Raw genomic sequence first — 22,556 nt, 5'->3', positions numbered from 1 at the left:
GGCAAATCCTTAACTCGGGTTCAGACGCACTCGACGGCCATCGCCGTGGCTTCGCCGCCGCCGATGCAGATCGCCGCGACGCCGCGTTTCAGGCCTTTCTGGCGCAGGGCCGAGAGCAAGGTCACCAGAATCCGCGCGCCGGAGGCACCGATCGGATGGCCCAGGGCGCAGGCGCCGCCGTGGATGTTGAGTTTGTCGTGGGGGATTTCCAGATGGGTCATCGCCGCCATGCCGACCACGGCGAAGGCTTCGTTGACTTCGAACAGATCGACCTGATCCAGCGACCAGCCGGTTTTCTTCATCAGCTTCTTGATCGCGCCAATCGGTGCCACCGGGAACAGGCCCGGGGTGTCAGCGAAAGCTGCGTGGCCGTGAATCACCGCCAGCGGTTTCAGCCCCTGTTTCTGCGCTTGCGACTGACGCATCAGCACCAGTGCGGCGGCGCCGTCAGAGATCGAGCTGGAGTTGGCCGCGGTCACGGTGCCGCCCTCACGGAACGCCGGTTTCAGCGAGGCAATCTTGTCCAGTTTGGCTTTCGGTGGCTGCTCGTCATTGCTGATCACCACTTGTTCCTTGCCGACGGTGACAGTCAGCGGGACGATCTCGGCCTTGAAGCTGCCGTCCTTGATCGCTTGCTGGGCGCGGGTGGTCGAGGCGATGGCGAAGGCGTCCTGAGCCTCACGGCTGAAGTCGTTGGTTTCGGCGCAGTCCTCGGCGAAGGTGCCCATCAGGCGGCCCTTGTCGTAGGCGTCTTCGAGGCCGTCGAGGAACATCGAATCGAGCACCCGGCCGTGACCCATGCGGTAACCGGCACGGGCCCGGTCCAGCAGGTATGGCGCGTTGGACATGCTTTCCATGCCGCCGGCGATCACCACATCGGCGCTGCCGGCCAGCAGCATGTCGTGGGCCAGAATGGCGGTTTCCATGCCCGAGCCGCACATTTTGTTGACGGTGGTGCAACGGGTGGATTTATCCAGCCCGGCGCCCAGTGCAGCCTGACGCGCAGGCGCCTGACCGAGACCGGCCGGCAGTACGCAGCCGAACAGCACTTCATCGACCGCGTCGGCGGCAATACCCGCGCGCTCAACCGCAGCCTTGATTGCAGCGGCGCCCAGTTGCGGCGCGGTCAGGCTTTTCAGTTCGCCCTGGAAACCGCCCATCGGGGTGCGGACAGCGCTGACGATGACAATCGGATCGTTGGAAATGGTCATGGAAAATCCTCCTTACTTGGCGGCCATGCGCAAGGCACCGTCGAGACGGATCACCTCGCCGTTGAGCATGCTGTTTTCAATGATATGCCGCACCAGCGCAGCGTACTCGGCAGGTTTGCCCAAGCGCGGCGGGAACGGCACGCCGGCGGCCAGCGAGTCGCGCACTTCCGGGGTCATGCCGGCCATCATCGGGGTCTCGAAAATGCCCGGAGCGATGGTCATCACGCGGATACCGAAGCGCGCCAGCTCGCGGGCGGCAGGCAGGGTCAGGCTGGCGATGGCGCCTTTGGACGCGGAATACGCGGCCTGACCGATCTGGCCATCGAACGCCGCAACGGAGGCGGTGTTGATGATCACACCGCGCTCACCATCGGCGTTGGCTTCGCTTTCGGCAATCGCTGCCGCCGCCAGGCGCAGCATATTGAAGCTGCCGATCAGGTTGACGTTGATCACCTGAGCGAAGCTGGACAAGGCATGCGGGCCGTTCTTGCCGAGGATCTTTTCGCCACGAACGATGCCGGCGCAGTTCACCAGACCGTGCAGGCTGCCGAAGGCTTTAACGGTCGCCTGCACGGCGGCTTCGGCGGCAGCTTCGTTGCTGATGTCTGCCACCACGCTTTGCGCGCCGAGGCGCTGGGCCTGGGCGGCAACGGCGTCGGCGTTCATGTCCACCAGCATCACTTTGGCGCCGGCGTTGACCAGCAATTCAGCGGTGGCGGCACCCAGGCCGGATGCGCCGCCGGTGACGATAAAAACCTTGTTCTCGATCTGCATGACAGTTTCCTTGGATTCAAGCTGAAACGTTGTGCGCCGCAGCCTCTTGAGCCTTGGCGATTTCCTGATTGCGCAAGATAAAGCGCTGCAATTTGCCGCTCGGGGTTTTCGGCAACTCGCTGACAAATTCGATTTCACGGGGGTACGAATGCGCGGCCAGACGTTTGCGCACGTGTTGGCGCAGTTCTTCGGCCAACGCCGGTTCGGCCCGATATTGCGGGTTGAGCACGACAAAGGCTTTGACCAGCTCAGTGCGCTCCGGATCGGGTTTGCCGACCACTGCGGCTTCCACCACGGCCGGGTGTTCGATCAGTGCGCTTTCCACGTCGAACGGGCCGACCCGGTAGCCGGACGTGGTAATCACATCATCGCTGCGACCGACGAAGCTGATGCTGCCGTCCGGGTTCCACTCGACGGTGTCGCCGCTCAGGTAGTAATCGCCGACGAAGGCCTTGGTCGGTACGCCTTCGTAACCGGCGAACCAGCACATCGGCGACTGTGTGCGGTCGATGGCGAGAATGCCGGGCTGGCCGACGCCGAGTTCGTTGTTCTGTTCGTCGAGCACCACGATGCGATGGCCCGGCGAGGCGAAACCGGCGGCGCCAAGGTGGATCGGGTGTTCGAGGCCGTGGTGGTTGCACAGCACCATGCCCAGCTCGGTCTGGCCGTAGTGATCGTGAATGACCACGCCGAGATTGTCGGCGAACCAGCGAATCACTTCCGGGTTCAGCGGCTCGCCGGCGCTGCTGACGATGCGCAGCTTGCCCTTGATCGATTTGGCGAACTCGTCGCCGCCGGCAATCAGCAGACGATACGCGGTGGGCGAACCGGTGAGGTTGGTGATGCCGTACTTGTTGATCACCCGGCAAGTGCTTTCGAGGGTGAACGGGCCATCGTAGAACGTGATCGGATGGCCCATCGACAACGGGCCGGTGACGCCGAAATAGATGCCGTAGGCCCAACCCGGATCGGCGACGTTCCAGAACGCATCTTCCGGGCGCAGATCCACGGCATCGCGGGTGTAGCTCTGGAACGCGACGATCGCCTTGAGCGGCACCGACAGCGCTTTCGACGGGCCAGTGGTGCCCGAGGTGAACATCAGCAGGAACGGGTCTTCGCCGGTCAGCATGACCGGTTCGCAGATATTGGAATGGTTGGCCAGCTCGGCCCAGAAACTGAAATCGCCACGGACGATGCCCTGGCCTTTCGGACCGCCGACGGTGACCAGCGTCGGGCAGTCGGCGACTTCGGCGAGTTTCGGCCGGTTGACCGCATCGGTGACCACGACTTTGGCACCGGAACTGTTCAGGCGATGCTCAAGGGCTTTAGGGCCGAACGCAGTGAACAGCGGTTGATACACCGCGCCGATGCGCCAGGTGGCGAACACGGTGATCAGCAATTCGATATTGCGCGGCAGCAGGCCGGCGACCTTGTCACCCTTCTGCACGCCCTGAGCCAGAAGGAAATTGGCGAACCGCGCGGCTTTGTCCTGCAGATCGCTGAACGTGTACGTTGCACTGGCGCCATCGCGGCCTTCCCAGAACAGCGCGATGCGCCCCGGCAGTGCGTGCCGGTCACAACATTCGACGCAGGCGTTGAGCGCCTCGAGCGTGCCGCTGAGCGCGGCGTCCACGGTGTGCTGATAATCAAACTGTGCGGTGGCAGACAAGTAATCGCGCATTGCCAGAATCCCTCTGTTCTTATTAGGTTGGGGAACCGTAAACAACAGAGGAATACTCGCGCCGCACGCCGGCTGCGGCAATGGTCAAAGCCCTCAAAGTGGATGACTGGTTTGGCCAAGAATCCGGTTGCAACTGATCGTTCCCACGCTCTGCGTGGGAATGCAGCCCAGGACGCTCCGCGTCCCCTCCAGAGCTGGAACGCGGAGCGTCCCTTGAGGCATTCCCACGCAGAGCGTGGGAACGAGAATCAACGGTGGGAGGTGTGGGTCAGACCGCCTCGTTGAGAATCAAGCTGCGATAGTGCCCAGGATTGGTCCCCGACCACTTGCGAAACGCCTTGTAGAACGAACTGGCATCGGCAAACCCCAACCGCGTGGCGATCTCGGCAAAACTGATCGAAGGCTCCGCCAGCCAGGTGATCGCCAGCTCCTTGCGCACGCTGTCCTTGAGGCCCTGATAGGTCTGCCCTTCTTCCGCCAATCGCCGGCGCAGGGTCGAGGCCGACATGCACAGTTGCTGGGCGAGCGCATCGGTTTCCGGCCAGTGTTCGGCGGCCAGCTGCCGCAGATCCTGCTTGATCCGGCTCGCAAGGCTTTCCGGGTCGCGGTACTTGACCAGAATGTTGGCCGGGGCGTGGGCCAGGAAGCGCTTCAACTCCTCAGGACTGCGCTTGATCGGCAGATCCAGCACCTCGGCGGCGAAGATCATCCGCGTGCGTGGCCGGTCGAAGCGCAGGTTTTCCGAGAACATCACCCGATAGTCATCGCAGAAATCCGGCGCCGGGCAGCGCAGTTCGATAGCCAGGATCGGAATCCGCCGCCCCGCCAGCCAGCACGCCACGCCGTGGACGATCATCCAGTAAGTGAAATAGGTGAAGGCGCGGCGCGGTTGTGGGTCGTCTTCCAGCAGCACGATTTCCGCCAGGCTCTGCTGGCGCACCAGTTGCGCCGGCATGCGTTCGAGCATCAGCGACAGGAAATTCAAACCCGCGCCAAGCCCTGCGGCCAGATTCGGCTGGGCCATGGCGCTGCGGCAAAGAAATTCCAGGCTGCCGGATTTCAGCTTGCGCGGGTCCATGCCAAAAAACTCATCATCGCCGCGCCGCGCCAACAGGCGCCATAACCGCGCGTACTGGCTGGCCGGCACACGCGCGTCGGTGGGCAGCAGCGCCGGATCGATCCCGACCTTGTTCAAGACTTCTTCCGTGGCCACGCCCGGGGCACAACTTTGCAGCAGTGCTTCGCGCACCAGTTGAATGGCGATGGTGTCTTTTTCCGACATGGAACGCGCTGAATCCTGGTTGTTGTTCGAGTGGCGGGCATCTTAGCGCAGCTGGCCGGACGTCGTGGATGTTCAGACTCGTTCAGCTGAGGTTCAGGTAAATGTCAATGAATGCCATGTGAGAATGACTTTCATTATGTTACAACTTGTAACCTCATTTCGTTACACAGTGATCGTCGAATGCTCGTTCCCTTTTTGATCATGTTGCGCGAAGGCATCGAAGCCGCGCTGATCGTTGGCATCATCGCCAGCTACCTGCAACAGACCGGCCGTGGACAGTGGATGCCGGCGGTGTGGATCGGGGTGTTTCTCGCTGCTGCACTAGCGTTGCTGGTCGGTGGCGGCCTGGAACTGGTCAGTGCCGAATTCCCGCAAAAACAGCAGGAACTGTTCGAAGGCGTGGTCGGGCTGGTGGCCGTGGGCATTCTCAGTTCGATGGTGTTCTGGATGCGCAAGGTGGCGCGTTCGATCAAGCATTCGCTGCAAGCCTCTCTCGATCACGCACTGACTGCTTCGAAACATCAGGTCATCGCCCTGATCGCCATGGTGTTCTTTGCCGTGGCCCGGGAAGGTCTGGAAACCGTGTTCTTCCTGCTGGCCGTGTTCCAGCAAAGCGAAGGACCGGCCGCGCCGATCGGTGCCCTGCTCGGCCTGATCCTCGCAATCATTGTCGGCTTCCTGATCTACAGCGGCAGCATGCGCCTGAACCTCTCGGCATTCTTCCGCTGGACCGGGCTGTTCATCCTCGTGGTCGCCGCCGGGATTCTCGCCAACTCGGTGCAGGCGCTGCATGAAGCCGGGGTCTGGAATCACCTGCAAACCGTGCTTTTCGACTTCAGCGCGACGCTGCCGATGGACGGCCCGCTGGGCTCGGTGCTGGCCGGCATGTTCGGTTATCAGGATGCGCCGACCGTCAGCACCCTCGGCGCATACCTGATTTACCTGGTGGTGGCGCTGGTGATGTTTTTCATGCCGGCGCCCAAGCCTGCCGCCCAATCGTCTTCCGTTTCCAGCCAATAAGGGCCTTCATGTCAAAGCCTGATATTCCTCAGAACTCGCCTCCCCGCGCCTTGCGCTGGGCGGTGGCCGGTTCGGTGGTCGTGATGATCGCCGCCGGTGGCCTGTTCTACTACGCCTCGAAAATGGCCGCCGCCAAACGTCAGCACAACCGTGACGAGGTGGTGGTCAATATTCATCCCCACAGTTGCGAACCGAACGCCCTGACGGTGCCGGCCGGCCGCGCCAGTTTCCGCATCGTCAACCGCTCCGACCGGGCGGTGGAATGGGAAATCCTCGACGGCGTGCTGGTGATCGAAGAGCGCGAGAACATTGCGCCGGGCCTGAGCCAGGTGATCAACGCCAACCTGCAACCCGGCGACTACGCCATCACTTGCGGTCTGTTGAGCAACCCGCGCGGCACCCTGCACGTGACACCGACCGCCGCGTCGGATGCCGCCGCCAAGGCCAAGCCGCCGATGGTTGCCTTCGTCGGGCCGTTGTCGGAGTTCCGCGTGTACCTGGCTAGCCAGGGCAGCGCGTTGATCAAAGCGGTGACGGCGCTGAATCAAGCCATCGACAGCGGCGATCTGGCCCAGGCTCAGGCGCTGTATTTGCCGGCCCGCGTCGCCTATCAGCGTCTGGCCCCCGCCGCTAAACGCCTGGCCGAACTGGACAACAGCATCAACGCCCGCGCCGATTACTTCGAGAAACGCGAGCAGGATCCAGCCTTCGTCGGTTTCCATCGCCTTGAATACGCGCTGTTCCAGCAACGCAAACTCGACGGCCTGACGCCCATTGCCCAAGGCCTGCTCGACAACGTCACCACGTTGAAACAACAGCTGCTGGCCCAGTCGCTGCCGCCGGAGCAACTGGTGGAAATCGTCGTGCGCAACCTCAACACCCTCGCCGACGTGCGCGCCGCCAGCGGCGAAGAGGAACGCTACAGCCACAGCGATCTCAACGGCTTCACGGCCAATCAGGAAACCGCGCACAAAGTCGTCGAACTGTTGCGCCCGCTGCTGAGCAAATCCGCCGCTGACCTGCTGCCGAAAATCGACAGCGCGATGGCTGATTTCGATACCACGCTGAACGGTTTCAAGGTCAAGGACGGCTACGCCAGTTACGACACCGTCAACGGTGAGCAACGCAAGCAGATCGCCGACAAGGCCAAGGCCCTGGCCGACGCCCTCGACGCCATTGATCCCGCCCTCGGCCTCTCCGGCCTGTAAGCAGAAGACGAATACCGATGAACGACTCCGAACATTTCAACCTGCAACGTCGCCGCGTATTGATGGGGATGGGCGCCGCCGGTGTCGCACTGGCCGGCACGGCGTTGAGCTGCCCGGCAATGGCCGCCGCGCCTGCGCAAGTCACCGAAGCGCCGAGCAGCGACAAGACCCAGGATCACCACGACTTTCATGGCGTACACCAGAGCGGCATCGTCACCCCGCGCCCGGCGTCCGGCATGCTGGTGTCGTTCGATGTGCTGGCCAGCGACCGTGAAGACCTGGAGCGGCTGTTCCGTACCCTCAACGAGCGCATCGTTCCTGATGAAGGGCGGCCCGGTGGCGCAGATCGATCCGAAGTTGCCACCGCCGGATTCCGGCATCCTCGGCCCGGTGGTGACGCCGGACAACCTGACCATCACCGTGTCTGTCGGCGAATCATTGTTCGATGAGCGCTTTGGTCTTGCGTCCGCCAAACCCAAGCGCCTGGTGCGCATGGTCGGTTTCCCCAACGACGCGCTGGAAGCCGATTGCTGCCACGGCGACCTGAGCCTGCAGTTCTGTTCCAACACCGCCGACACCAATATCCACGCCCTGCGCGACATCGTGAAGAACCTGCCGGATCTGCTGCTGGTGCGCTGGAAACAGGAAGGCAGCGTGCCGCCGCAAGCACCGGCCAAGCCCGGTGTGCCGGCGCAATCGGCGCGTAACTTCCTCGGTTTCCGCGACGGTTCGGCCAACCCGGATTCCAACGACGGCAAAGCCATGGACCGCATCGTCTGGGTGCAACCGGGCAGTGACGAACCAGCCTGGGCGGCCCACGGCAGTTATCAGGCGGTGCGGATCATCCGCAACTTCGTCGAACGCTGGGACCGCACGCCGTTGCAGGAACAGGAAAGCATCATCGGCCGAGTGAAAACCACCGGCGCGCCGATGGGCGCCAGCCATGAAACCGAAGTGCCGGATTACAGCAAGGACCCGCAAGGCAAGCTGACCAAGCTAGACGCGCACATCCGCCTGGCCAACCCGCGCACCGCCGCGAGCCAGGCCAACCTGATCCTGCGCCGGCCGTTCAACTACTCCAACGGCGTGAACAAGAACGGCCAGCTCGACATGGGCCTGCTGTTCATCTGTTACCAGGCCGACCTGGAAAAAGGCTTCATCACCGTGCAGACCCGCCTCAATGGCGAGCCGCTGGAGGAATACCTCAAGCCTGCCGGAGGCGGTTACTTCTTCACTCTGCCGGGTGTCACGGGCGACAAGGACTTCATCGGTCGCTCGCTGCTCAACGCTACTCAACCAAAAACAACTGCATAGCATTCAACAGGAGCCGCCCCATGAAAAAGACACCACTCGCGTTATTGCTGACCCTTGGTTTGCTCAACATCCCGCTGTCGGCGTTCGCCGCGACCGCGCCACTGGACCTGGTGGGGCCGGTGTCGGACTACAAAATCTATGTCACCGAACAACTGGATGAACTGGCCAGCCACACCCAGCAGTTCACCGACGCCGTGAAGAAAGGCGACCTGACCACCGCGCAAAAGCTCTACGCGCCAACCCGCGTCTACTACGAGTCGATCGAGCCGATTGCCGAGTTGTTCAGTGACCTCGACGCCTCCATCGACTCCCGCGTCGACGACCACGAGAAAGGCGTGAAAGCCGAAGACTTCACCGGTTTCCACCGCATCGAATACTCGTTGTTCTCGGAAAAGAGCACCAAGGATCTGGACGCTCTGGCCGATGGCCTGAACAAGGACGTGAAGGACCTGCAAACCCGCGTCGCCAGTCTGACCTTCCCGCCGGAAAAAGTCGTCGGTGGCGCCGCTGCGCTGCTCGAAGAAGTCGCTGCGACCAAGATTTCCGGTGAAGAAGACCGTTACAGCCACACCGACTTGTACGACTTCCAGGGCAACATCGACGGCGCGAAGAAAATCGTCGACCTGTTCCGTCCGCAGATCGAGAAGCAGGACAAGGCCTTCGTCGCCAAAGTCGACAAGAACTTCGCCACCGTGGACAAGATCCTGGCCAAGTACAGGACCAGGGACGGTGGTTTCGAGACCTATGACAAAGTGAAGGACAACGATCGCAAGGCGCTGGTGGGCCCGGTCAATACCCTGGCCGAAGACCTGTCGACCTTGCGTGGCAAGCTCGGTCTGAACTGAGACTTGTAGCGCCTGTTCTACCCCTTTCGCGAGCAAGCTCGCTCCCACACCAAGTCTTTGTTGAACACAGAAATTGTGCTCAGCGAAGATCCAATGTGGGAGCGAGCTTGCTCGCGAAGGCATTTCTAGCGGCGCTGAAAATTCTGTGCCTTACAGAATGCGATAGAGCAACCGCTCCACCCGCACCCGGCTCACGCGCTTGAGGAACTTGGCGACCCCGGCCGGGTAATCCGGCAAGGCTTCCAAGTCCTGAAAACGTGCGATCCGCGTGGTGTGTTCGAAGATGTTTTCCAGCTCCAGCCGGCGCGGTTCCAACCACTCGCCTTTCGGGTCATCGATCAGCAAGGCGTTTTCCAGATCGAGACGGAACGCCCGCGGGTTGAGGTTATTGCCGGTCAGCAATGTGTAGCGCTGGTCGATCCACATGCCCTTGAGGTGATAGCTGTTGTCGCCTTCACGCCACAGGTGCAGGTTCAACTGGCCGCTGTCGATGTTGCGCTGATGCCGCTTGGCGAAACGGCGCAGGCTGATCTCGTACAAATACGGCAGCGCGGCAATCACCTTGAACGGCTCGCTCGGCGGGATGTAGAAGTCGTTGGCGGTCTTGTCGCCGACCACGATGTCGATCTTCACGCCGCGCGCCAGCGCCCGGTTGATCTCGCGGATCACCCCCAGCGGCAGGTTGAAGTACGGCGTGCAGATGGTCAGTTGCTTCTGCGCGCTGGCGATCAGCTCCAGAATCACCCGGTTCAGCGGGTTGTTCTTGCCCACACCCAGCAACGGGCTGACCGACAGGCCGGTATGCGCCGTGCTGCCGGCACTGGTGTCGTACGCCGCATATTTGAGACGGCTGCGCAGATCGCCGATGTCGTTGCGCAAGCTGCGAGTGGTCGGCAGGTTCGGCAGGTCGAGGCGGTGCACCGCTTTCGATTCGATCAGGCCATGCTTGACCAGATGGTGCATCGAGTCCGCCAGTTCGCGGCTTTGCAGCACGTGATAACGGTCGAACCGGTACTTGTCGAATTTGTGCAGGTAAACGTTGTTCAGGCTCGCACCGCTGTAGACCACGCAATCGTCGATCACGAAGCCTTTGAGGTGCAGCACGCCGAACAGCTCGCGGGTCTGCACCGGCACGCCATAGATCGGCACCTCGCTCTGGTGGGTGCGGGTCATTTCCTGATACCACGCCGAGTTGCCCGGCTGTTTGCCGGCGCCGATCAAGCCGCGTTGGGCCCGCAGCCAGTCGACGACCACCGCGATCTCGAGCTCTGGGCGCTTGAGTTTGGCGGCGTGCAAGGCATCAAGGATTTCCTGGCCGGCTTCGTCGTTTTGCAGATAGAGCGCGACGAGGTAGATGCGCTGGGTCGCCTGGGCGATTTTCTCCAGCAGGCAACGGCGGAAATCGGCGGCGCCGGGCAGGATCGTCACGGCCTCGGCGGTCAGCGGAAAGCTGCGCAGTTTGGGCAGCAGAGAGCGTTTGAAAAGCAACGGCATAGGGCTCGCAATGGGTCGAATCCGAAGAACCCGAGAGCTTACACCATCAACTCCTTCGGGTCTTGTGAGTGTCTGTAATGACTTGACTGATCGTTGATCGTTCCCACGCTCTGCGTGGGAATGCCTCAAGGACGCTCCGCGTTCCAGCTCTGGAAGGGACGCGGAGCGTCCCGGGCTGCATTCCCACGCGGAGCGTGGGAACGATCAAAGCAAGAACAATAGAAATAACTGCTTGACCAAGGAGAACAATCGTTCTACTGTCCACCACATGAACGAAATCACAAGCAACAACACGACCCGAGACATCATTCTGGATGTCACCGAAAAGTTGATCTACAAAAGTGGCATCGCCGCCACCGGCATGGATCTACTGGTGAAAACCGCCGGTGTTTCCAGAAAGAGTATCTACCGCTACTTCGCCAACAAGGAGGAGTTGACCGTCGCCGCCCTGCAGCGCCGCGATGTGCGCTGGATGCACTGGTACAGAAGCGCCGTCGATCAGGCTGAAACCCCGGCGGATCGCCTGCTCAACCTGTTTACCGTGCTCAAGGCCTGGTTCGCCTCGGAAGGCTTTCGAGGCTGTGCCTTCATCAACACCAGCGGAGAGACGGGCGATCCCGAGGATCCGGTCCGCCTGGTCGCCAAGGACCACAAACAAAAGCTGCTCGACTACCTGTGCGAGCTGTGTACCGAACATGGTGCCGAGGAACCGCAACTGTTGGCCAAGCAGTTGCTGATCCTGATTGATGGCGCCATTACCGTAGCGCTTGTGATGGGTGATCACAGTGCCGCCGATAATGCGCAATGCATGGCGCGAAAGTTATTGGAGCTGTAACGCCTTAATAAGCCTGACACGTTGTTTAACTTTTAATAGATCCGGAGACAAACATGTCTACTGCAGCCGAAGTTCGTCCGCCATTGCCACCCTTCAATCGTGAATCGGCCATTGAAAAAGTTCGTCTGGCCGAGGATGGCTGGAACTCCCGCGACCCGCATCGCGTGTCGCTGGCCTATACCCTGGACACCAAATGGCGCAACCGCGCCGAATTCGCCAACAACCGCGAAGAAGCCAAGGCATTTCTGACCCGCAAATGGGCCAAGGAACTGGATTACCGCCTGATCAAGGAACTCTGGGCTTACTCCGACACCCGCATCGCCGTGCGCTACGCCTACGAGTGGCGCGACGACTCGGGCAACTGGTTCCGCTCCTATGGCAACGAAAACTGGGAATTCGACGAGCACGGCCTGATGTTCCAGCGTTACGCCTGCATCAACGACATGCCGATCAAGGAAAGCGAACGCAAGTTCCACTGGCCACTGGGCCGGCGTCCGGATGATCATCCGGGGTTGTCTGAACTGGGTCTGTAATCACGGAGCCCGCCACTCAAGATGGAAGCAAGGATGCTTCCATTTCGTGCTTTCCCCAAAACAACAAAAGCCCGTTGTTTTTATCGCAAAAGGTACTTGTGGACTGTCAGTAATGACAGTAGTGACAACTGCAAATTCATCAAATCATTGTCATGCAACGAACGTGGCCGGTTGGACGACCGCCCTCTCTTCTACCCATGACAATGAGCAACTGATATGACGCAAAATAATCTGATCCCAAACGGTGATTTCGGCACCGGTGACTTTAGTCACTGGATTCCACGAAATTACGACACGCCTATGTCTGTCGTACACCACAACGGTAACTATGTCGCACGTTTGGTCGGCGGTAGAAACCAGGGGCAGAATCTGGCAACCGGCCCTTCCCCATTCAGCCCGGTGCATTCGCTTTAACATTCAATGTTCAGGCGCCCGAGGCTGTCCCGCTGCAAAACACCAAGGATCGACGGTTTCACATCACCGATAGCGGCAAAGCTTCCAATCCACTGGTTCACGCATTTATCGTCTACACGCTTTGGGCGACCAACCGCAGCACTGGTGAAGCAGAAATCTGGTCAGGGTCGGAATATGTCGATCCAAAAACAAGAACGATTACGCTCAATGGCATGATTCGACCGGGCTTCGAATGGTTGGACATTGTCTTCGCCATTCCCAGCAATCCCTTTGGCAACAAAGGGCCGTTCTTCATCGGCAATGTCTGGCTCTCGGTGGTGTAACAACTCCCTTCAGGCGCCGCTGGATGATTGAGGATCCCATTCGCGATGAACCAGTGTTACAGCTATGATGACCGCCCGTCCCTGCCCTGCCGAATAAGCCGATTCCATGCCTTTCGAACTCAGCGTTGACCTCACCACTCTGGCCATTCTGGCCCTTGTCGCTTTCATTGCCGGATTCATCGATGCCATCGCTGGCGGCGGCGGTCTGTTGACCACGCCCGCGTTGCTTACCGCCGGTTTGCCGCCGCATCTGGTGCTGGGTACCAACAAGCTGAGTTCGACCTTCGGTTCGGCCACCGCCAGTTTCACCTTCTACCGCCGCAAGCTGTTCCACCCCAAACAATGGATGCACGCGATTGTCGGCACGCTGGTCGGTGCGCTGACCGGCGCCATCGTCGCCCATTACCTGCCCGCCGAATGGTTGAACAAGATGCTGCCGGTGATCGTCTTCGCCTGCGGCCTGTACCTGTTGTTTGGCGGTACGCCGAAAGCGCCGCTGGACAGCGACGCACCGATCAAGAAGAAATGGCAATCGACCCAAGGCTTCAGCCTCGGTTTCTACGACGGCGTGGCCGGCCCCGGCACGGGCGCGTTCTGGACCGTCAGCAGTCTGCTGCTGTACCCGATCGATCTGGTCAAGGCCAGCGGCGTGGCGCGCAGCATGAACTTCGTCAGCAACATTGCGGCGCTGTCGGTGTTCATGTTTTCCGGGCAGGTGGACTGGATCATCGGCCTGAGCATGGGCCTGTCGGTGATGGTCGGCGCATTCTTCGGGGCGCGCACCGCGATCAGCGGCGGCGCCAAGTTCATTCGTCCGGTGTTCATCACCGTGGTGCTGGGGTTGACCGTGCGTCTAGCCTGGCAGCACTGGTTCAGCGTGGCCTAAGCGCCGCGCCACATAGACGTCGATCAGGTAACGTGCAATCGATTTGGACGCCGGCAACGGCGGCAGATCGTGCACGTTGAACCACTGGGCGTCCTCGATCTCGTCTTCCTGGCAGACAATCTCGCCACCGGCGTATTCGGCATGGAAGCCGAGCATCATCGAATGCGGAAACGGCCAGCACTGGCTGCCCATGTACTGGATGTTCTTCACTTCGATGCTGACTTCTTCGCGCACCTCGCGGATCAGGCAATCCTCAGCCGATTCCCCAGGCTCGGCAAACCCCGCCAGCGTGCTGTAGACCCCGGTGACGAAACGCGGTGAACGCGCCAGCAGCACTTCATCGCCACGGGTCACCAGCACGATCATGCTCGGCGAAATTCGCGGATAGCTGCGCAGATCGCACGGTTGGCAATACATCGCCCGCTCCCGTGGCACCTGGATCATGGCCTGACCGCAATTGCCGCAGAAACGGTGTTCGCGCGCCCATGTCCCGATTTGCGCGGCGTAGCCCAGCACCTTGTAGATCGTGTGATCGCCGTCGAGCATGAACGCCCGCAGGCCTTTCCAGTTGCAACCCGGCACCTCGCTGGTGCTGCGCAGTTCCAGCAGATACACCGGTTCGCCATCGAGATGACCGATACCGTGCTCGGCCAGGATCGACAATTCCTGACGCTTGAGCCATTCCCGAGGGAACAGCGCGCCGTTGTCGTCGAACAGGAAACCCTCGGGGCTGCGCGCCACGGCCCAGCCGCCGGGTTGATCGGTGTCCAGTACTGCAGTGGTCCAGCGAGATGTCATGGTTTCTCAATCCAGAAATTCGGGTTTCTGTTTGCTCATATGGGCGGCCATGGCCACGCGCAAATCGTTGGATTGCAGCATGGCAGCGTTCCAGGTGGCAACGTACTCGAGACCGTCGTCGATGCGATGGTCGCGCATGTAGCTGATCATTTCCTTGGTGCCGGTGACCGCGATCGGCGACTTGCCGGCGATGTCCCGGGCAATGTCCATCACGCCTTCGATCAGACCGTCCTTGTCGCTGTAGACGCGATTGACCAGACCGATGCTGCGCGCTTCTTCGGCGCCAAACGTGCGACCGGTGTAAGCCAGCTCACGCAGCATGCCGTCACCAATGATCCGTGGCAACCGTTGCAGGGTGCCGACGTCCGCGGCCATGCCGATGTCGATTTCCTTGATCGAGAATTGCGCGTCCTCGGCGGCGTAGCGCATGTCGCAGGCGGCGATCAGGTCGATGGCGCCGCCCAGGCAGTAACCCTGGATCGCCGCGAGCACCGGTTTGCGGCAATTGTCGACCGCATTGAAGGATGCCTGCAGGGTCAGGATCTTCTTGCGCAACAGGCGTGCATTGCGCCCGACATCCTTGCCCAGCTCATTGGCCACGCCGGCCAGCATCATCAGGTCGATGCCCGAGGAAAAGTGTTTGCCGGCGCCGCTGAGCACCACCACCCGCACTTCGTCGGTGTCGTCGATCCACTGGAACACTTCGACGATTTCGCTCCAGAACGCGGCGTTCATCGAGTTGATCTTTTCCGGACGATTGATCTGCACATGGGCGATGTTGTCGGCCAGTTCGACGCTGAAGGCGGTGTATTGAGTCATGGCAGAAATCCTTTACCGGGCTGGAAATGAGGCCCGAACTATAACAAGGCATCAGCACGGCGGTTCGGCCAAATGCGGGACTCTAGCCGTTCTTCACTGCAACGAAGGCCGCCGTCTCATAGGGCACTGTTACCACGTCCCTGCCCCGCAGCAGCGGCTCGCCGGCAATCAGCTCTGCAATCTGCTCGTCAATCCTCGCGCGCTGCTGGTCGCTCAGTGCGGCAATGAAACTGGTGGAACGCACCCGGTTGAAAATCACATCTTCCGGCGAGCCGGTATGGCCATGCTGAAAGTGCTGGGCTTGCAAGGGCCCGAACGCCGTATGGGGAAAGGCCTTGCGCCATTCGCCGGTGTAAAAGCGCGGCGTGTCGCCCTCCAGCGCATTGACGATGGCGTCCAGCTTGGGCACCCAGTCGACCCGGATGTCGCGCAGGTTCCAGATCAAACCCAGTTTGCCGCCCGGTTTGAGGACCCGGGCGATTTCATCCAGCGCCTCGGTACTGGCAAACCAGTGAAAGGCCTGCGCGCAGACCACCGCATCCACCGAGGCATCGGGCAGCGGCAAATCCGTTGCCGTACCGCTGACAGCCAGCACCTGCGGCCACGCCAGTGACAGTTTTTCCAGCATCTGCGCCACCGGTTCGACGGCGATTACCTGGGCACCGGTCGCCACCAGCCGTCCGGTGAATTTGCCGGTGCCGGCGCCGAGGTCGATAACGGTCTTGTGGCCATCAAGGCCCAGTGTGCCCATCAGCCATTCACTGACGGCCGGCGGATAGTCGGGCCGGCCTTTGACGTAGGTGTCGGCGGCGGTTTTGTAGCCGCTGGCGGCCGAGTGGTGAACCTGATCTTTCATGGCCAAACTCCCATGGTAGAACTGCAGATCGACAACGAATGCTGACGAGCGTAACGCCGGAAAAAGGGCTTTCCTTTAACAAAGCCTGACAAAGCAATGAATAAATTTTCACCTTGCGGTGTTCAAAGTAAAACATGCCTCTCTGTGGAGCCTTGCCCATGACTATCCGTTCCGTTATGTTCGCCGCCCCGTTGCTGGTGGCCGCCGTTTTCGCGAGCCCCCTCGCCTTCGCCAATGGCGATGAAGAGGCGCCGGTGCAGAAACCCAACTGCCCCAAAGGCCAAGTGTTCGATACCAAAACCCAGAAGTGCGTGATGCAGACCAGCCGTCTGGTGCCCGACGCCGACCGGACCGATTACGCCTACCGTCTGGCCAAGGCCGGACGTTATGAAGAAGCCCTGGCCCTGCTCGACACGCTGGAACAACCGAATACCGCCAAGGCCCTCAACTATCGCGGTTATGCCACGCGAAAACTGGGGCGCACCGACGAAGGCATCGGTTATTACCTGCAATCGGTCAAGCTTGATCCGCAGTACGCGCAAGTCCGCGAGTACCTGGGCGAAGCCTATGTGATCAAGGGCCGCGTCGATCTGGCGCAGGAGCAGTTGCAGCACATCCGGAAGATTTGCGGCACGAGCTGCGAGGAATACCGGGACCTGGCCGAAGCCATCAACGACTCATCGAAAACCTGACACGACACGCGGAGGCGAACATTTTCAGCGATCAGGCCTTCAGAGCCGAACTCGGGCAACACTTGGCACGCCTGTGGCGTTACGGCTTGCTGCTGTCGCGCAACCGGCACGTGGCCGAGGATCTGGTGCAAGCCACCTGCGTGCGGGCGCTCGAGCGTTCGGGCCAGTACGTAGCCGGCACGCGCATGGACCGCTGGCTGCTAAGCATTCTGCATTCGATCTGGCTTAACGAAGTGCGCGCCCGCCGGGTGCGCCAGGGTCAGGGCGTAGTGGACGCCGACAGCCAGCTGGCATTCGACGGCGAATACGCCGCGCAGACCCACGTCATGGCAGCGCAGATAATCCGCCGGGTCGATGCGCTGCCGGAAACCCAGCGCGAAACGGTATATCTGGCCTACGTTGAAGGCCTGTCCTACCGCGAAGTCGCCGAGATCCTGCAAGTGCCGATCGGCACGGTCATGAGTCGCCTGGCCACCGCGCGCCTGAAACTGGCCGAATACCCGCCGTTGCAAGCGGTACCGAACAGCCCCGCAGGAGACCGGCAATGAATACGCCTTCCGACGAGCAACTGGTGGCGTATCTGGACGATGAACTGGACCGAGAACAGCGCAGCCACCTCGACAGCCTCATTGCCGACGATCCGTTGCTGAGTTTGCGGGTGCAATGGCTGAGCCGCAGCAGCCTGCCATTCAAGGCTGCCTACGACGAACTGGCGCAACAGGCGCCGCTTGATCGCTTGCAGGCCCGACTCGACGCCGCGCCGTCACCGCAAAAACCCGGTTTCAGCCGCCGCTGGTTCATCGGCGCAGCGGCAGCGGGCGTAGCGCTCGCAGGTATCGCGGCGGACCGCTTGTTTCTGGCCTGGCAGACACAGCAATCGCACAACTGGCGCGAGCTGGTGGGTGATTACATGGCGCTGTATGTGCCGCAGACCCTCGAACATCTGCCCACTGATGAAGCCTCGCAACTGGCACAGTTGCGAACCGTCGATGCGCGGCTGGGCGTAAGCCTGTCGCCGGCGAAACTGAAACTGCCCGGCGCGCAGTTCAAACGCGCGCAGCTCCTTGAATACGACGGCGTGCCCATCGCCCAGATGACCTGGCTCGACGCCACCCACGGCCCGCTGGCGCTGTGCGTCACGCGCACCAACAGCGGCAGCCAGCCGCTGGCCCATGAACGTCGGCACGCAATGAACGTGGTGTACTGGACCGAACGCGAACACGCCTGGATGCTGATCGGCCATCACCCGGCTTCCGAACTGGAAGACATGGCGAAAATGTTTAAGACCCGGCTCAACGGTTAAAGATTTTTTTCACTATGCTGCCCGGGTGAGTTTCCAAGAAGGATGGATTTATGCCGATTTCGCCACGCACAGCCCTGCTGGTCATCGACGTGCAGAACGACTTCATTCCCGGTGGCCAGTTGGCCGTGCCCGAAGGTGATTTGATCGTGCCGCTGATCAACCGGCTGGCCGGGCAGTTCAAGCAAGTGGTCATTTCCCAGGACTGGCACCCGGCCGGACATGCTTCGTTTGCCTCCAGTCATCCCGGCCGCCAACCCTATGACCTGATTCAACTGCCGTATGGCGAGCAGACGCTGTGGCCGGATCACTGCATTCAGGGCTCACGCGGTGCCGAGTTTCATTCGGGACTCGACCTGCCCCACGCGCAGTTGATCATCCGCAAGGGTTGCAACCCGGACATCGACAGCTATTCGGCGTTTCTGGAAGCGGATCGCGTAACGACCACGGGTCTGGCCGGTTATCTGAAGGAGCGCGGCATCGACACGGTGTACATGGTCGGCCTGGCGCTGGATTTCTGCGTGATGTTCTCTGCGCTGGATGCACGGGCGGCGGGGTTTAACACCTTTGTAGTGCTGGATGCGTGCCGGGCCATTGATTTGAATGGCTCGCGGGCGACCGCGATCGAGCGGATGCAGGTAGCCGGGGTCGGATTGATCCAGTCGACTGAACTGCTTTGACCGACTTGCTGATCGTTCCCACGCTCCGCGTGGGAATGCATACGGTGACGCTCTGCGTCACAAAGGACGCGGAGCGTCCTAGGCGGCATTCCCACGCAGAGCGTGGGAACGATCAGCGCTCTGGGTGGGAACTCAGCGATCATCAGGTCGGGGTTGGCAGCCAGAGCCTGAACCGCGCCCCGCCCAACGGCGAGCCTTCCACCGTCAGCGTACCGCCCTGCGCCTCGAGCGCCCGACGGCTGATCGCCAGCCCCAGGCCAAAGCCGCCGGTCGCCCGATCGCGGCTGCGATCCAGGCGATAGAACGGCTCGAAAATCCGCTCCCGCTCGTCTTCCGGAATGCCGATCCCGTCGTCATCCACCCAGATCTCGCACCCCTTCGGGCACACCTGCACGCCAATCTGAATGCGTTTTTCGCAGTAGCGCATGGCGTTGCGCAGCAGGTTCTGAATCGCCCGGGCCGTCAGGCGCGGGTCGAGAGAGAAGCGTTCCAGCTGATTGTGCAGCAGCACATCGATGACGATTTCCGGGGATTCCAGCTCTTCGTCGACGCTGCCCAGAATGCTGTCGATGAATTCGTCCAGCGATACTTCGACCTGTTCCGGCAACTTAGCCGGATTCTGCAGGCGGCTGTAGGACAGCAGCTCCAGCACCAATTCATCCAGTTCACGAATGTGCGCGACCAACCCTTGCAGGCGTTCGCGGCTGGCTTGCGGCAAGTCATCGGACAGCGCCAGCGCCAAGCCGAAGTCCAAGCGGGTCAGCGGCGTGCGCAGTTCGTGGGACACCGCGTTGAGCAGATCCCGCTGCTGGTTGAGCAGGTTTTCGATGTCGCCGGCCATGGTGTCGAACACGTGGGCCAGACTGCCGATGTTCGAATTCGGGCCAATCTGCGTACGTTCGCTCAAATGGCCCTTGCCGAAGCGTTCGGCCGTACCCTTGAGACGTTCCAGATCGCGCCAGTGCGGGCGAAACCAGAGCAACAGGCACGCCAGCAGACTCGCGCCGATCAGTACGTTGATGCTCCAGTACAACAGGTTCACGTCCATCGGATCCGGCGGCACCACCATCTGCACCGCCATTTCGTCGTTCAGCGGCGTGACCGCCAGCGTCCGCCAGCCCCAGTCACCGATGCGCACAACGTTTTCCCCGCGACGCAGGCGCTCTTGTTCAATCGGGGTGAAGTCGGCGTGATCGATACGGGCGAGGACGATGTGCAGCGGCTGGAAATCCTTGTCCATCGACGCCGCAACCGCGGGCCACTGATCCTGCGGCGCAGCGCGAAACTGCTTGGTGATCAGCGACTGCAGGCCCCGGGAATAGTCGAGGTTGTAAGTCACGAAGCGGTCCCTGAACGCCATCACTACCAGATCCGGCACCAGATAGATCGCCGCACTGTAGGAAACGATCGTTACCAGGTAGAGGCGAAACAGGATTCTGAACATCGAATCAGCATTCCCACTCGGAACGGCTGAACAGATAACCCTTGCCCCACACGGTCTTGATCTTGCGCGCCTCGCCGGCATGGTCGTCGAACTTGCGTCGCAGCTTGGAAATCGCCACGTCCACCGAACGATCGGTGCCGTTGAACTCGATGCCGCGCAGGCGTTGCAGGATCTGGTCACGACTCAGCACTTCGCCGGCATGACGGGCCAGCACCACCAACAGGTTGTACTCGCCGCTGGACAGCTCGACCGGTTGCTCGCGCCAGGTCACGGTGCGCTCCGACAGGTCAATGCACAGATTGCCCATCAGAATCCGGTCGTTGGCGGTCATCGGTTCGCCGAGGCTGCTTCGACGCAACAAAGTACGGACCCGCGCCAGCAGGACGCGCGGCTCGCAGGGTTTGGTCACGTAATCGTCGGCGCCCATTTCCAGGCCCAGCACCTGATCGTGGCTGTCGTCACGAGCGGTGAGCATCAGGATCGGCAGCGTTGCCGAGTCGGCGCGCAACAAGCGACAGACCTGCAAGCCATCCAGGCCCGGCAGCATCAGGTCGAGGATCACCAGGTCCGGAGGATTGAGCCGCGCTCGTTCGCGCACATGGTCGCCACGGCCGATCACGCTGACGGAATAGCCGTTGCGCTCGAGATAGCTGGAGATCAGTTCGGCGAGGGCGGTGTCGTCTTCGACCAGGAGGATGTTGGGCATTGATGATCCAGATATTGCAGTGGTGTTTGTCAGGACCTCTTCGCGAGCAAGCTCGCTCCCACATTGAATTTGTGTCGTTCACAAAACCTGTGGGAGCGAGCTTGCTCGCGAAAGCGGCTTAACAGTCACGAAATAATTCAAGGCGTAAAGGATATACGCCCTCACTCGTCCCTGAGCAAAACCCTTACACAATTTCACACAGCACCTACAAAGCTTCACCGCTACCCTCGGCGACTGTCCGTAGGATGCGCAGATCAATATTGGGGGTTGTACATGTCGAAGAATCTGCTGGCCGGGCTCGGCCTGATCGCATTGGCGCTGACGCTGAGTGCCTGTGATAAATCCTCGAACGCCGAGGAACAGGCACCGCCGGCCACCGTGCGGATCGAAACCCTTGAGGCGCGCCCCCTGTCGATCAGCAGCGAACTCAGCGGGCGGATTGCCGCACCACGCATCGCCGAAGTCCGTGCCCGGGTGGCTGGCGTCGTGCTGCAACGCACCTTCCGCGAAGGCAGCGACGTTAAAAAGGGCGACGTGTTGTTCCGCATTGATCCGGCACCGTTCAAGGCTGACCTCGATAGCGCCGAAGCGGCCCTGCGCAAGGCCGAGGCCAACGCGTTCCAGGCAAAACTGCAGGAACAGCGCTACGCCCGGTTGATCGACGACAAGGCCATCAGCGCTCAGGACTACGACAACGCCCGTGCCAATGCCCGGCAAACCGCTGCCGACGTTGCGGCCAACAAGGCGGCCGTCGAGCGCGCGAAGCTGAATCTGGGCTACGCCACCGTTACCGCGCCGATTTCCGGGCGCGTCGGTCGTGCCTTGGTGACCGAAGGCGCGCTGGTCGGCCAGAACGAAACCACGCCCATGGCGCTGATCCAGCAACTGAACCCGATCCACGCCGACCTCACCCAGTCGACCCGCGAACTGAATGAGCTGCGCCGGGCCTTCCGTTCCGGCCAGTTGCAGCAGGTCGGCCAGGATCAGGTCAAGGCCACGTTGATTCAGGACGACGGCAGCCTCTATCCGCTGCCGGGCAAGTTGCTGTTCAGCGACATCACCGTCGATCCGGGCACCGGGCAGATTATTCTGCGCAGCGAGTTTCCAAACCCCGACCTGGACCTGTTGCCCGGCAGCTATGTTCGCGTGCGTCTGGAACAAGGCGTGATTGAGCACGGATTGACCGTGCCGCAACGCGCGGTGCAGCGTGACAGCGCCGGTGTGGCGCAGGTACTGACCGTCGACGATCAGAAGCGCGTCGCCCTGCAACCGGTGCAACTGGGCGCCGTACAGAACGACCGCTGGATCGTCACCGGTGGCCTGAAGGCCGGCGACCGCATTGTCATCGAAGGCCTGCAACACGCCCGCCCGGGCGAAGTGGTGCAGATCGACGACACCCCTCTTCCACTTGCCCAGACCTCTGGTCAGTAAGCAGGACGCT

21 protein-coding genes and 1 pseudogene are annotated in these 22,556 nt (G+C 61.3%); 12 read left to right on the top strand and 10 right to left on the bottom strand.

The genetic code is table 11. The annotated features are described in order from the left end of the window. Positions 1 to 20: 20 nt before the first annotated feature. From CAF73_RS04165 to CAF73_RS04150, 4 genes are all read right to left on the bottom strand, one after another. A complete protein-coding gene (locus tag CAF73_RS04165; protein WP_085702021.1) occupies positions 21 to 1,211 on the bottom strand; it encodes an acetyl-CoA C-acyltransferase in 1,191 nt (396 codons plus the stop codon). Between the two features lie 12 nt (positions 1,212 to 1,223). Next, positions 1,224 to 1,985 (bottom strand): SDR family NAD(P)-dependent oxidoreductase, encoded by a 762-nt coding sequence (locus CAF73_RS04160; protein WP_085702020.1) that lies wholly within the window; start codon positions 1,983 to 1,985, stop codon positions 1,224 to 1,226. Positions 1,986 to 2,001: 16 nt separating this feature from the next. Further along, the gene (locus tag CAF73_RS04155; RefSeq protein WP_085702019.1) at positions 2,002 to 3,666 is read right to left on the bottom strand and encodes an AMP-binding protein; all 1,665 of its coding nucleotides are present in this window, start codon (positions 3,664 to 3,666) and stop codon (positions 2,002 to 2,004) included. Between the two features lie 268 nt (positions 3,667 to 3,934). Next, positions 3,935 to 4,948 (bottom strand): AraC family transcriptional regulator, encoded by a 1,014-nt coding sequence (locus tag CAF73_RS04150; RefSeq protein ID WP_085696066.1) that lies wholly within the window; start codon positions 4,946 to 4,948, stop codon positions 3,935 to 3,937. Between the two features lie 180 nt (positions 4,949 to 5,128). On the opposite strand from CAF73_RS04150, the gene efeU reads away from it, so the two are divergent. From efeU to efeO (CAF73_RS04130), 4 genes and pseudogenes are all read left to right on the top strand, one after another. Then, positions 5,129 to 5,968, top strand: a complete 840-nt coding sequence (gene efeU, locus CAF73_RS04145) for an iron uptake transporter permease EfeU (RefSeq protein WP_085696065.1) — start codon at positions 5,129 to 5,131, stop codon at positions 5,966 to 5,968. Between the two features lie 8 nt (positions 5,969 to 5,976). Next, positions 5,977 to 7,176, top strand: coding sequence for an iron uptake system protein EfeO (efeO, locus tag CAF73_RS04140; RefSeq protein WP_085702018.1), 1,200 nt, complete (start codon positions 5,977 to 5,979; stop codon positions 7,174 to 7,176). Positions 7,177 to 7,193: 17 nt separating this feature from the next. Next, positions 7,194 to 8,490, top strand: a pseudogene (gene efeB, locus CAF73_RS04135) (iron uptake transporter deferrochelatase/peroxidase subunit). 20 nt (positions 8,491 to 8,510) lie between these two features. Further along, a complete protein-coding gene (gene efeO, locus CAF73_RS04130) occupies positions 8,511 to 9,335 on the top strand; it encodes an iron uptake system protein EfeO (RefSeq protein WP_085702017.1) in 825 nt (274 codons plus the stop codon). Positions 9,336 to 9,485: 150 nt separating this feature from the next. Here the strand turns inward: efeO (CAF73_RS04130) and pssA are convergent, their stop codons facing one another. Further along, positions 9,486 to 10,829, bottom strand: a complete 1,344-nt coding sequence (pssA, locus tag CAF73_RS04125) for a CDP-diacylglycerol--serine O-phosphatidyltransferase (protein WP_085696061.1) — start codon at positions 10,827 to 10,829, stop codon at positions 9,486 to 9,488. Between the two features lie 268 nt (positions 10,830 to 11,097). On the opposite strand from pssA, the gene CAF73_RS04120 reads away from it, so the two are divergent. From CAF73_RS04120 to CAF73_RS04110, 3 genes are all read left to right on the top strand, one after another. Next, the gene (locus CAF73_RS04120) at positions 11,098 to 11,664 is read left to right on the top strand and encodes a TetR/AcrR family transcriptional regulator (RefSeq protein ID WP_085696060.1); all 567 of its coding nucleotides are present in this window, start codon (positions 11,098 to 11,100) and stop codon (positions 11,662 to 11,664) included. 53 nt (positions 11,665 to 11,717) lie between these two features. Next, entirely contained in the window at positions 11,718 to 12,197 is a 480-nt protein-coding gene (locus CAF73_RS04115; protein WP_085696059.1) for a nuclear transport factor 2 family protein, read from the top strand. Between the two features lie 843 nt (positions 12,198 to 13,040). Beyond that, entirely contained in the window at positions 13,041 to 13,820 is a 780-nt protein-coding gene (locus tag CAF73_RS04110; protein ID WP_085696057.1) for a TSUP family transporter, read from the top strand. On the opposite strand, the gene nudC is transcribed toward CAF73_RS04110, so the two are convergent. The 3 genes from nudC to CAF73_RS04095 all read right to left on the bottom strand — a co-directional run bounded on the left by nudC (position 13,788) and on the right by CAF73_RS04095 (position 16,293). After that, the gene (gene nudC / locus CAF73_RS04105; protein ID WP_085696056.1) at positions 13,788 to 14,618 is read right to left on the bottom strand and encodes an NAD(+) diphosphatase; all 831 of its coding nucleotides are present in this window, start codon (positions 14,616 to 14,618) and stop codon (positions 13,788 to 13,790) included. The genes CAF73_RS04110 and nudC overlap by 33 nt on opposite strands. 6 nt (positions 14,619 to 14,624) lie before the next feature. Continuing rightward, positions 14,625 to 15,437 (bottom strand): crotonase/enoyl-CoA hydratase family protein, encoded by an 813-nt coding sequence (locus CAF73_RS04100; RefSeq protein ID WP_011334292.1) that lies wholly within the window; start codon positions 15,435 to 15,437, stop codon positions 14,625 to 14,627. Between the two features lie 82 nt (positions 15,438 to 15,519). Then, complete coding sequence (locus tag CAF73_RS04095) at positions 15,520 to 16,293, bottom strand: class I SAM-dependent methyltransferase (RefSeq protein WP_085696054.1); 774 nt, start codon at positions 16,291 to 16,293, stop codon at positions 15,520 to 15,522. A 158-nt stretch (positions 16,294 to 16,451) separates the two neighbouring features. Between CAF73_RS04095 and CAF73_RS04090 the strand changes: the two genes are divergently transcribed. From CAF73_RS04090 to pncA, 4 genes are all read left to right on the top strand, one after another. Beyond that, positions 16,452 to 16,985, top strand: coding sequence for a tetratricopeptide repeat protein (locus tag CAF73_RS04090; protein WP_085702016.1), 534 nt, complete (start codon positions 16,452 to 16,454; stop codon positions 16,983 to 16,985). Between the two features lie 62 nt (positions 16,986 to 17,047). Then, complete coding sequence (locus CAF73_RS04085) at positions 17,048 to 17,533, top strand: sigma-70 family RNA polymerase sigma factor (protein ID WP_139834807.1); 486 nt, start codon at positions 17,048 to 17,050, stop codon at positions 17,531 to 17,533. Continuing rightward, on the top strand, positions 17,530 to 18,288 hold the full coding sequence (locus CAF73_RS04080; RefSeq protein WP_085702015.1) for an anti-sigma factor: 759 nt from the start codon (positions 17,530 to 17,532) through the stop codon (positions 18,286 to 18,288). Before CAF73_RS04085 ends, CAF73_RS04080 begins: the two co-directional genes overlap by 4 nt. A gap of 50 nt (positions 18,289 to 18,338) precedes the next feature. Then, positions 18,339 to 18,965, top strand: a complete 627-nt coding sequence (gene pncA, locus CAF73_RS04075) for a bifunctional nicotinamidase/pyrazinamidase (protein ID WP_085702014.1) — start codon at positions 18,339 to 18,341, stop codon at positions 18,963 to 18,965. Between the two features lie 142 nt (positions 18,966 to 19,107). Here pncA and CAF73_RS04070 read toward each other — a convergent pair whose 3' ends face one another. Continuing rightward, on the bottom strand, positions 19,108 to 20,409 hold the full coding sequence (locus tag CAF73_RS04070; protein WP_085702013.1) for an ATP-binding protein: 1,302 nt from the start codon (positions 20,407 to 20,409) through the stop codon (positions 19,108 to 19,110). 4 nt (positions 20,410 to 20,413) lie between these two features. After that, complete coding sequence (locus CAF73_RS04065; protein ID WP_007960391.1) at positions 20,414 to 21,115, bottom strand: response regulator transcription factor; 702 nt, start codon at positions 21,113 to 21,115, stop codon at positions 20,414 to 20,416. Between the two features lie 273 nt (positions 21,116 to 21,388). Between CAF73_RS04065 and CAF73_RS04060 the strand changes: the two genes are divergently transcribed. Then, positions 21,389 to 22,546: an efflux RND transporter periplasmic adaptor subunit gene (locus CAF73_RS04060; RefSeq protein ID WP_085702012.1), complete on the top strand. Its 1,158-nt coding sequence runs from the start codon at positions 21,389 to 21,391 to the stop codon at positions 22,544 to 22,546. Positions 22,547 to 22,556 lie beyond the last annotated feature (10 nt).

Source organism: Pseudomonas sp. B15(2017) (genome assembly GCF_002113215.1).
Lineage (GTDB): Bacteria > Pseudomonadota > Gammaproteobacteria > Pseudomonadales > Pseudomonadaceae > Aquipseudomonas.
Note: the sequence above shows the minus strand (reverse complement) of the source record. Positions and strands in the feature narration are given on the sequence as shown.

Coding starts and splice junctions, on each gene's coding strand:
- CAF73_RS04165 (WP_085702021.1), bottom strand. CDS start 1,211: ATGACCATTTCCAACGATCCGATTGTCATCGTCAGCGCTGTCCGCACC.
- CAF73_RS04160 (WP_085702020.1), bottom strand. CDS start 1,985: ATGCAGATCGAGAACAAGGTTTTTATCGTCACCGGCGGCGCATCCGGC.
- CAF73_RS04155 (WP_085702019.1), bottom strand. CDS start 3,666: ATGCGCGATTACTTGTCTGCCACCGCACAGTTTGATTATCAGCACACC.
- CAF73_RS04150 (WP_085696066.1), bottom strand. CDS start 4,948: ATGTCGGAAAAAGACACCATCGCCATTCAACTGGTGCGCGAAGCACTG.
- efeU (WP_085696065.1), top strand. CDS start 5,129: ATGCTCGTTCCCTTTTTGATCATGTTGCGCGAAGGCATCGAAGCCGCG.
- efeO (WP_085702018.1), top strand. CDS start 5,977: ATGTCAAAGCCTGATATTCCTCAGAACTCGCCTCCCCGCGCCTTGCGC.
- efeO (WP_085702017.1), top strand. CDS start 8,511: ATGAAAAAGACACCACTCGCGTTATTGCTGACCCTTGGTTTGCTCAAC.
- pssA (WP_085696061.1), bottom strand. CDS start 10,829: ATGCCGTTGCTTTTCAAACGCTCTCTGCTGCCCAAACTGCGCAGCTTT.
- CAF73_RS04120 (WP_085696060.1), top strand. CDS start 11,098: ATGAACGAAATCACAAGCAACAACACGACCCGAGACATCATTCTGGAT.
- CAF73_RS04115 (WP_085696059.1), top strand. CDS start 11,718: ATGTCTACTGCAGCCGAAGTTCGTCCGCCATTGCCACCCTTCAATCGT.
- CAF73_RS04110 (WP_085696057.1), top strand. CDS start 13,041: ATGCCTTTCGAACTCAGCGTTGACCTCACCACTCTGGCCATTCTGGCC.
- nudC (WP_085696056.1), bottom strand. CDS start 14,618: ATGACATCTCGCTGGACCACTGCAGTACTGGACACCGATCAACCCGGC.
- CAF73_RS04100 (WP_011334292.1), bottom strand. CDS start 15,437: ATGACTCAATACACCGCCTTCAGCGTCGAACTGGCCGACAACATCGCC.
- CAF73_RS04095 (WP_085696054.1), bottom strand. CDS start 16,293: ATGAAAGATCAGGTTCACCACTCGGCCGCCAGCGGCTACAAAACCGCC.
- CAF73_RS04090 (WP_085702016.1), top strand. CDS start 16,452: ATGACTATCCGTTCCGTTATGTTCGCCGCCCCGTTGCTGGTGGCCGCC.
- CAF73_RS04080 (WP_085702015.1), top strand. CDS start 17,530: ATGAATACGCCTTCCGACGAGCAACTGGTGGCGTATCTGGACGATGAA.
- pncA (WP_085702014.1), top strand. CDS start 18,339: ATGCCGATTTCGCCACGCACAGCCCTGCTGGTCATCGACGTGCAGAAC.
- CAF73_RS04070 (WP_085702013.1), bottom strand. CDS start 20,409: ATGTTCAGAATCCTGTTTCGCCTCTACCTGGTAACGATCGTTTCCTAC.
- CAF73_RS04065 (WP_007960391.1), bottom strand. CDS start 21,115: ATGCCCAACATCCTCCTGGTCGAAGACGACACCGCCCTCGCCGAACTG.
- CAF73_RS04060 (WP_085702012.1), top strand. CDS start 21,389: ATGTCGAAGAATCTGCTGGCCGGGCTCGGCCTGATCGCATTGGCGCTG.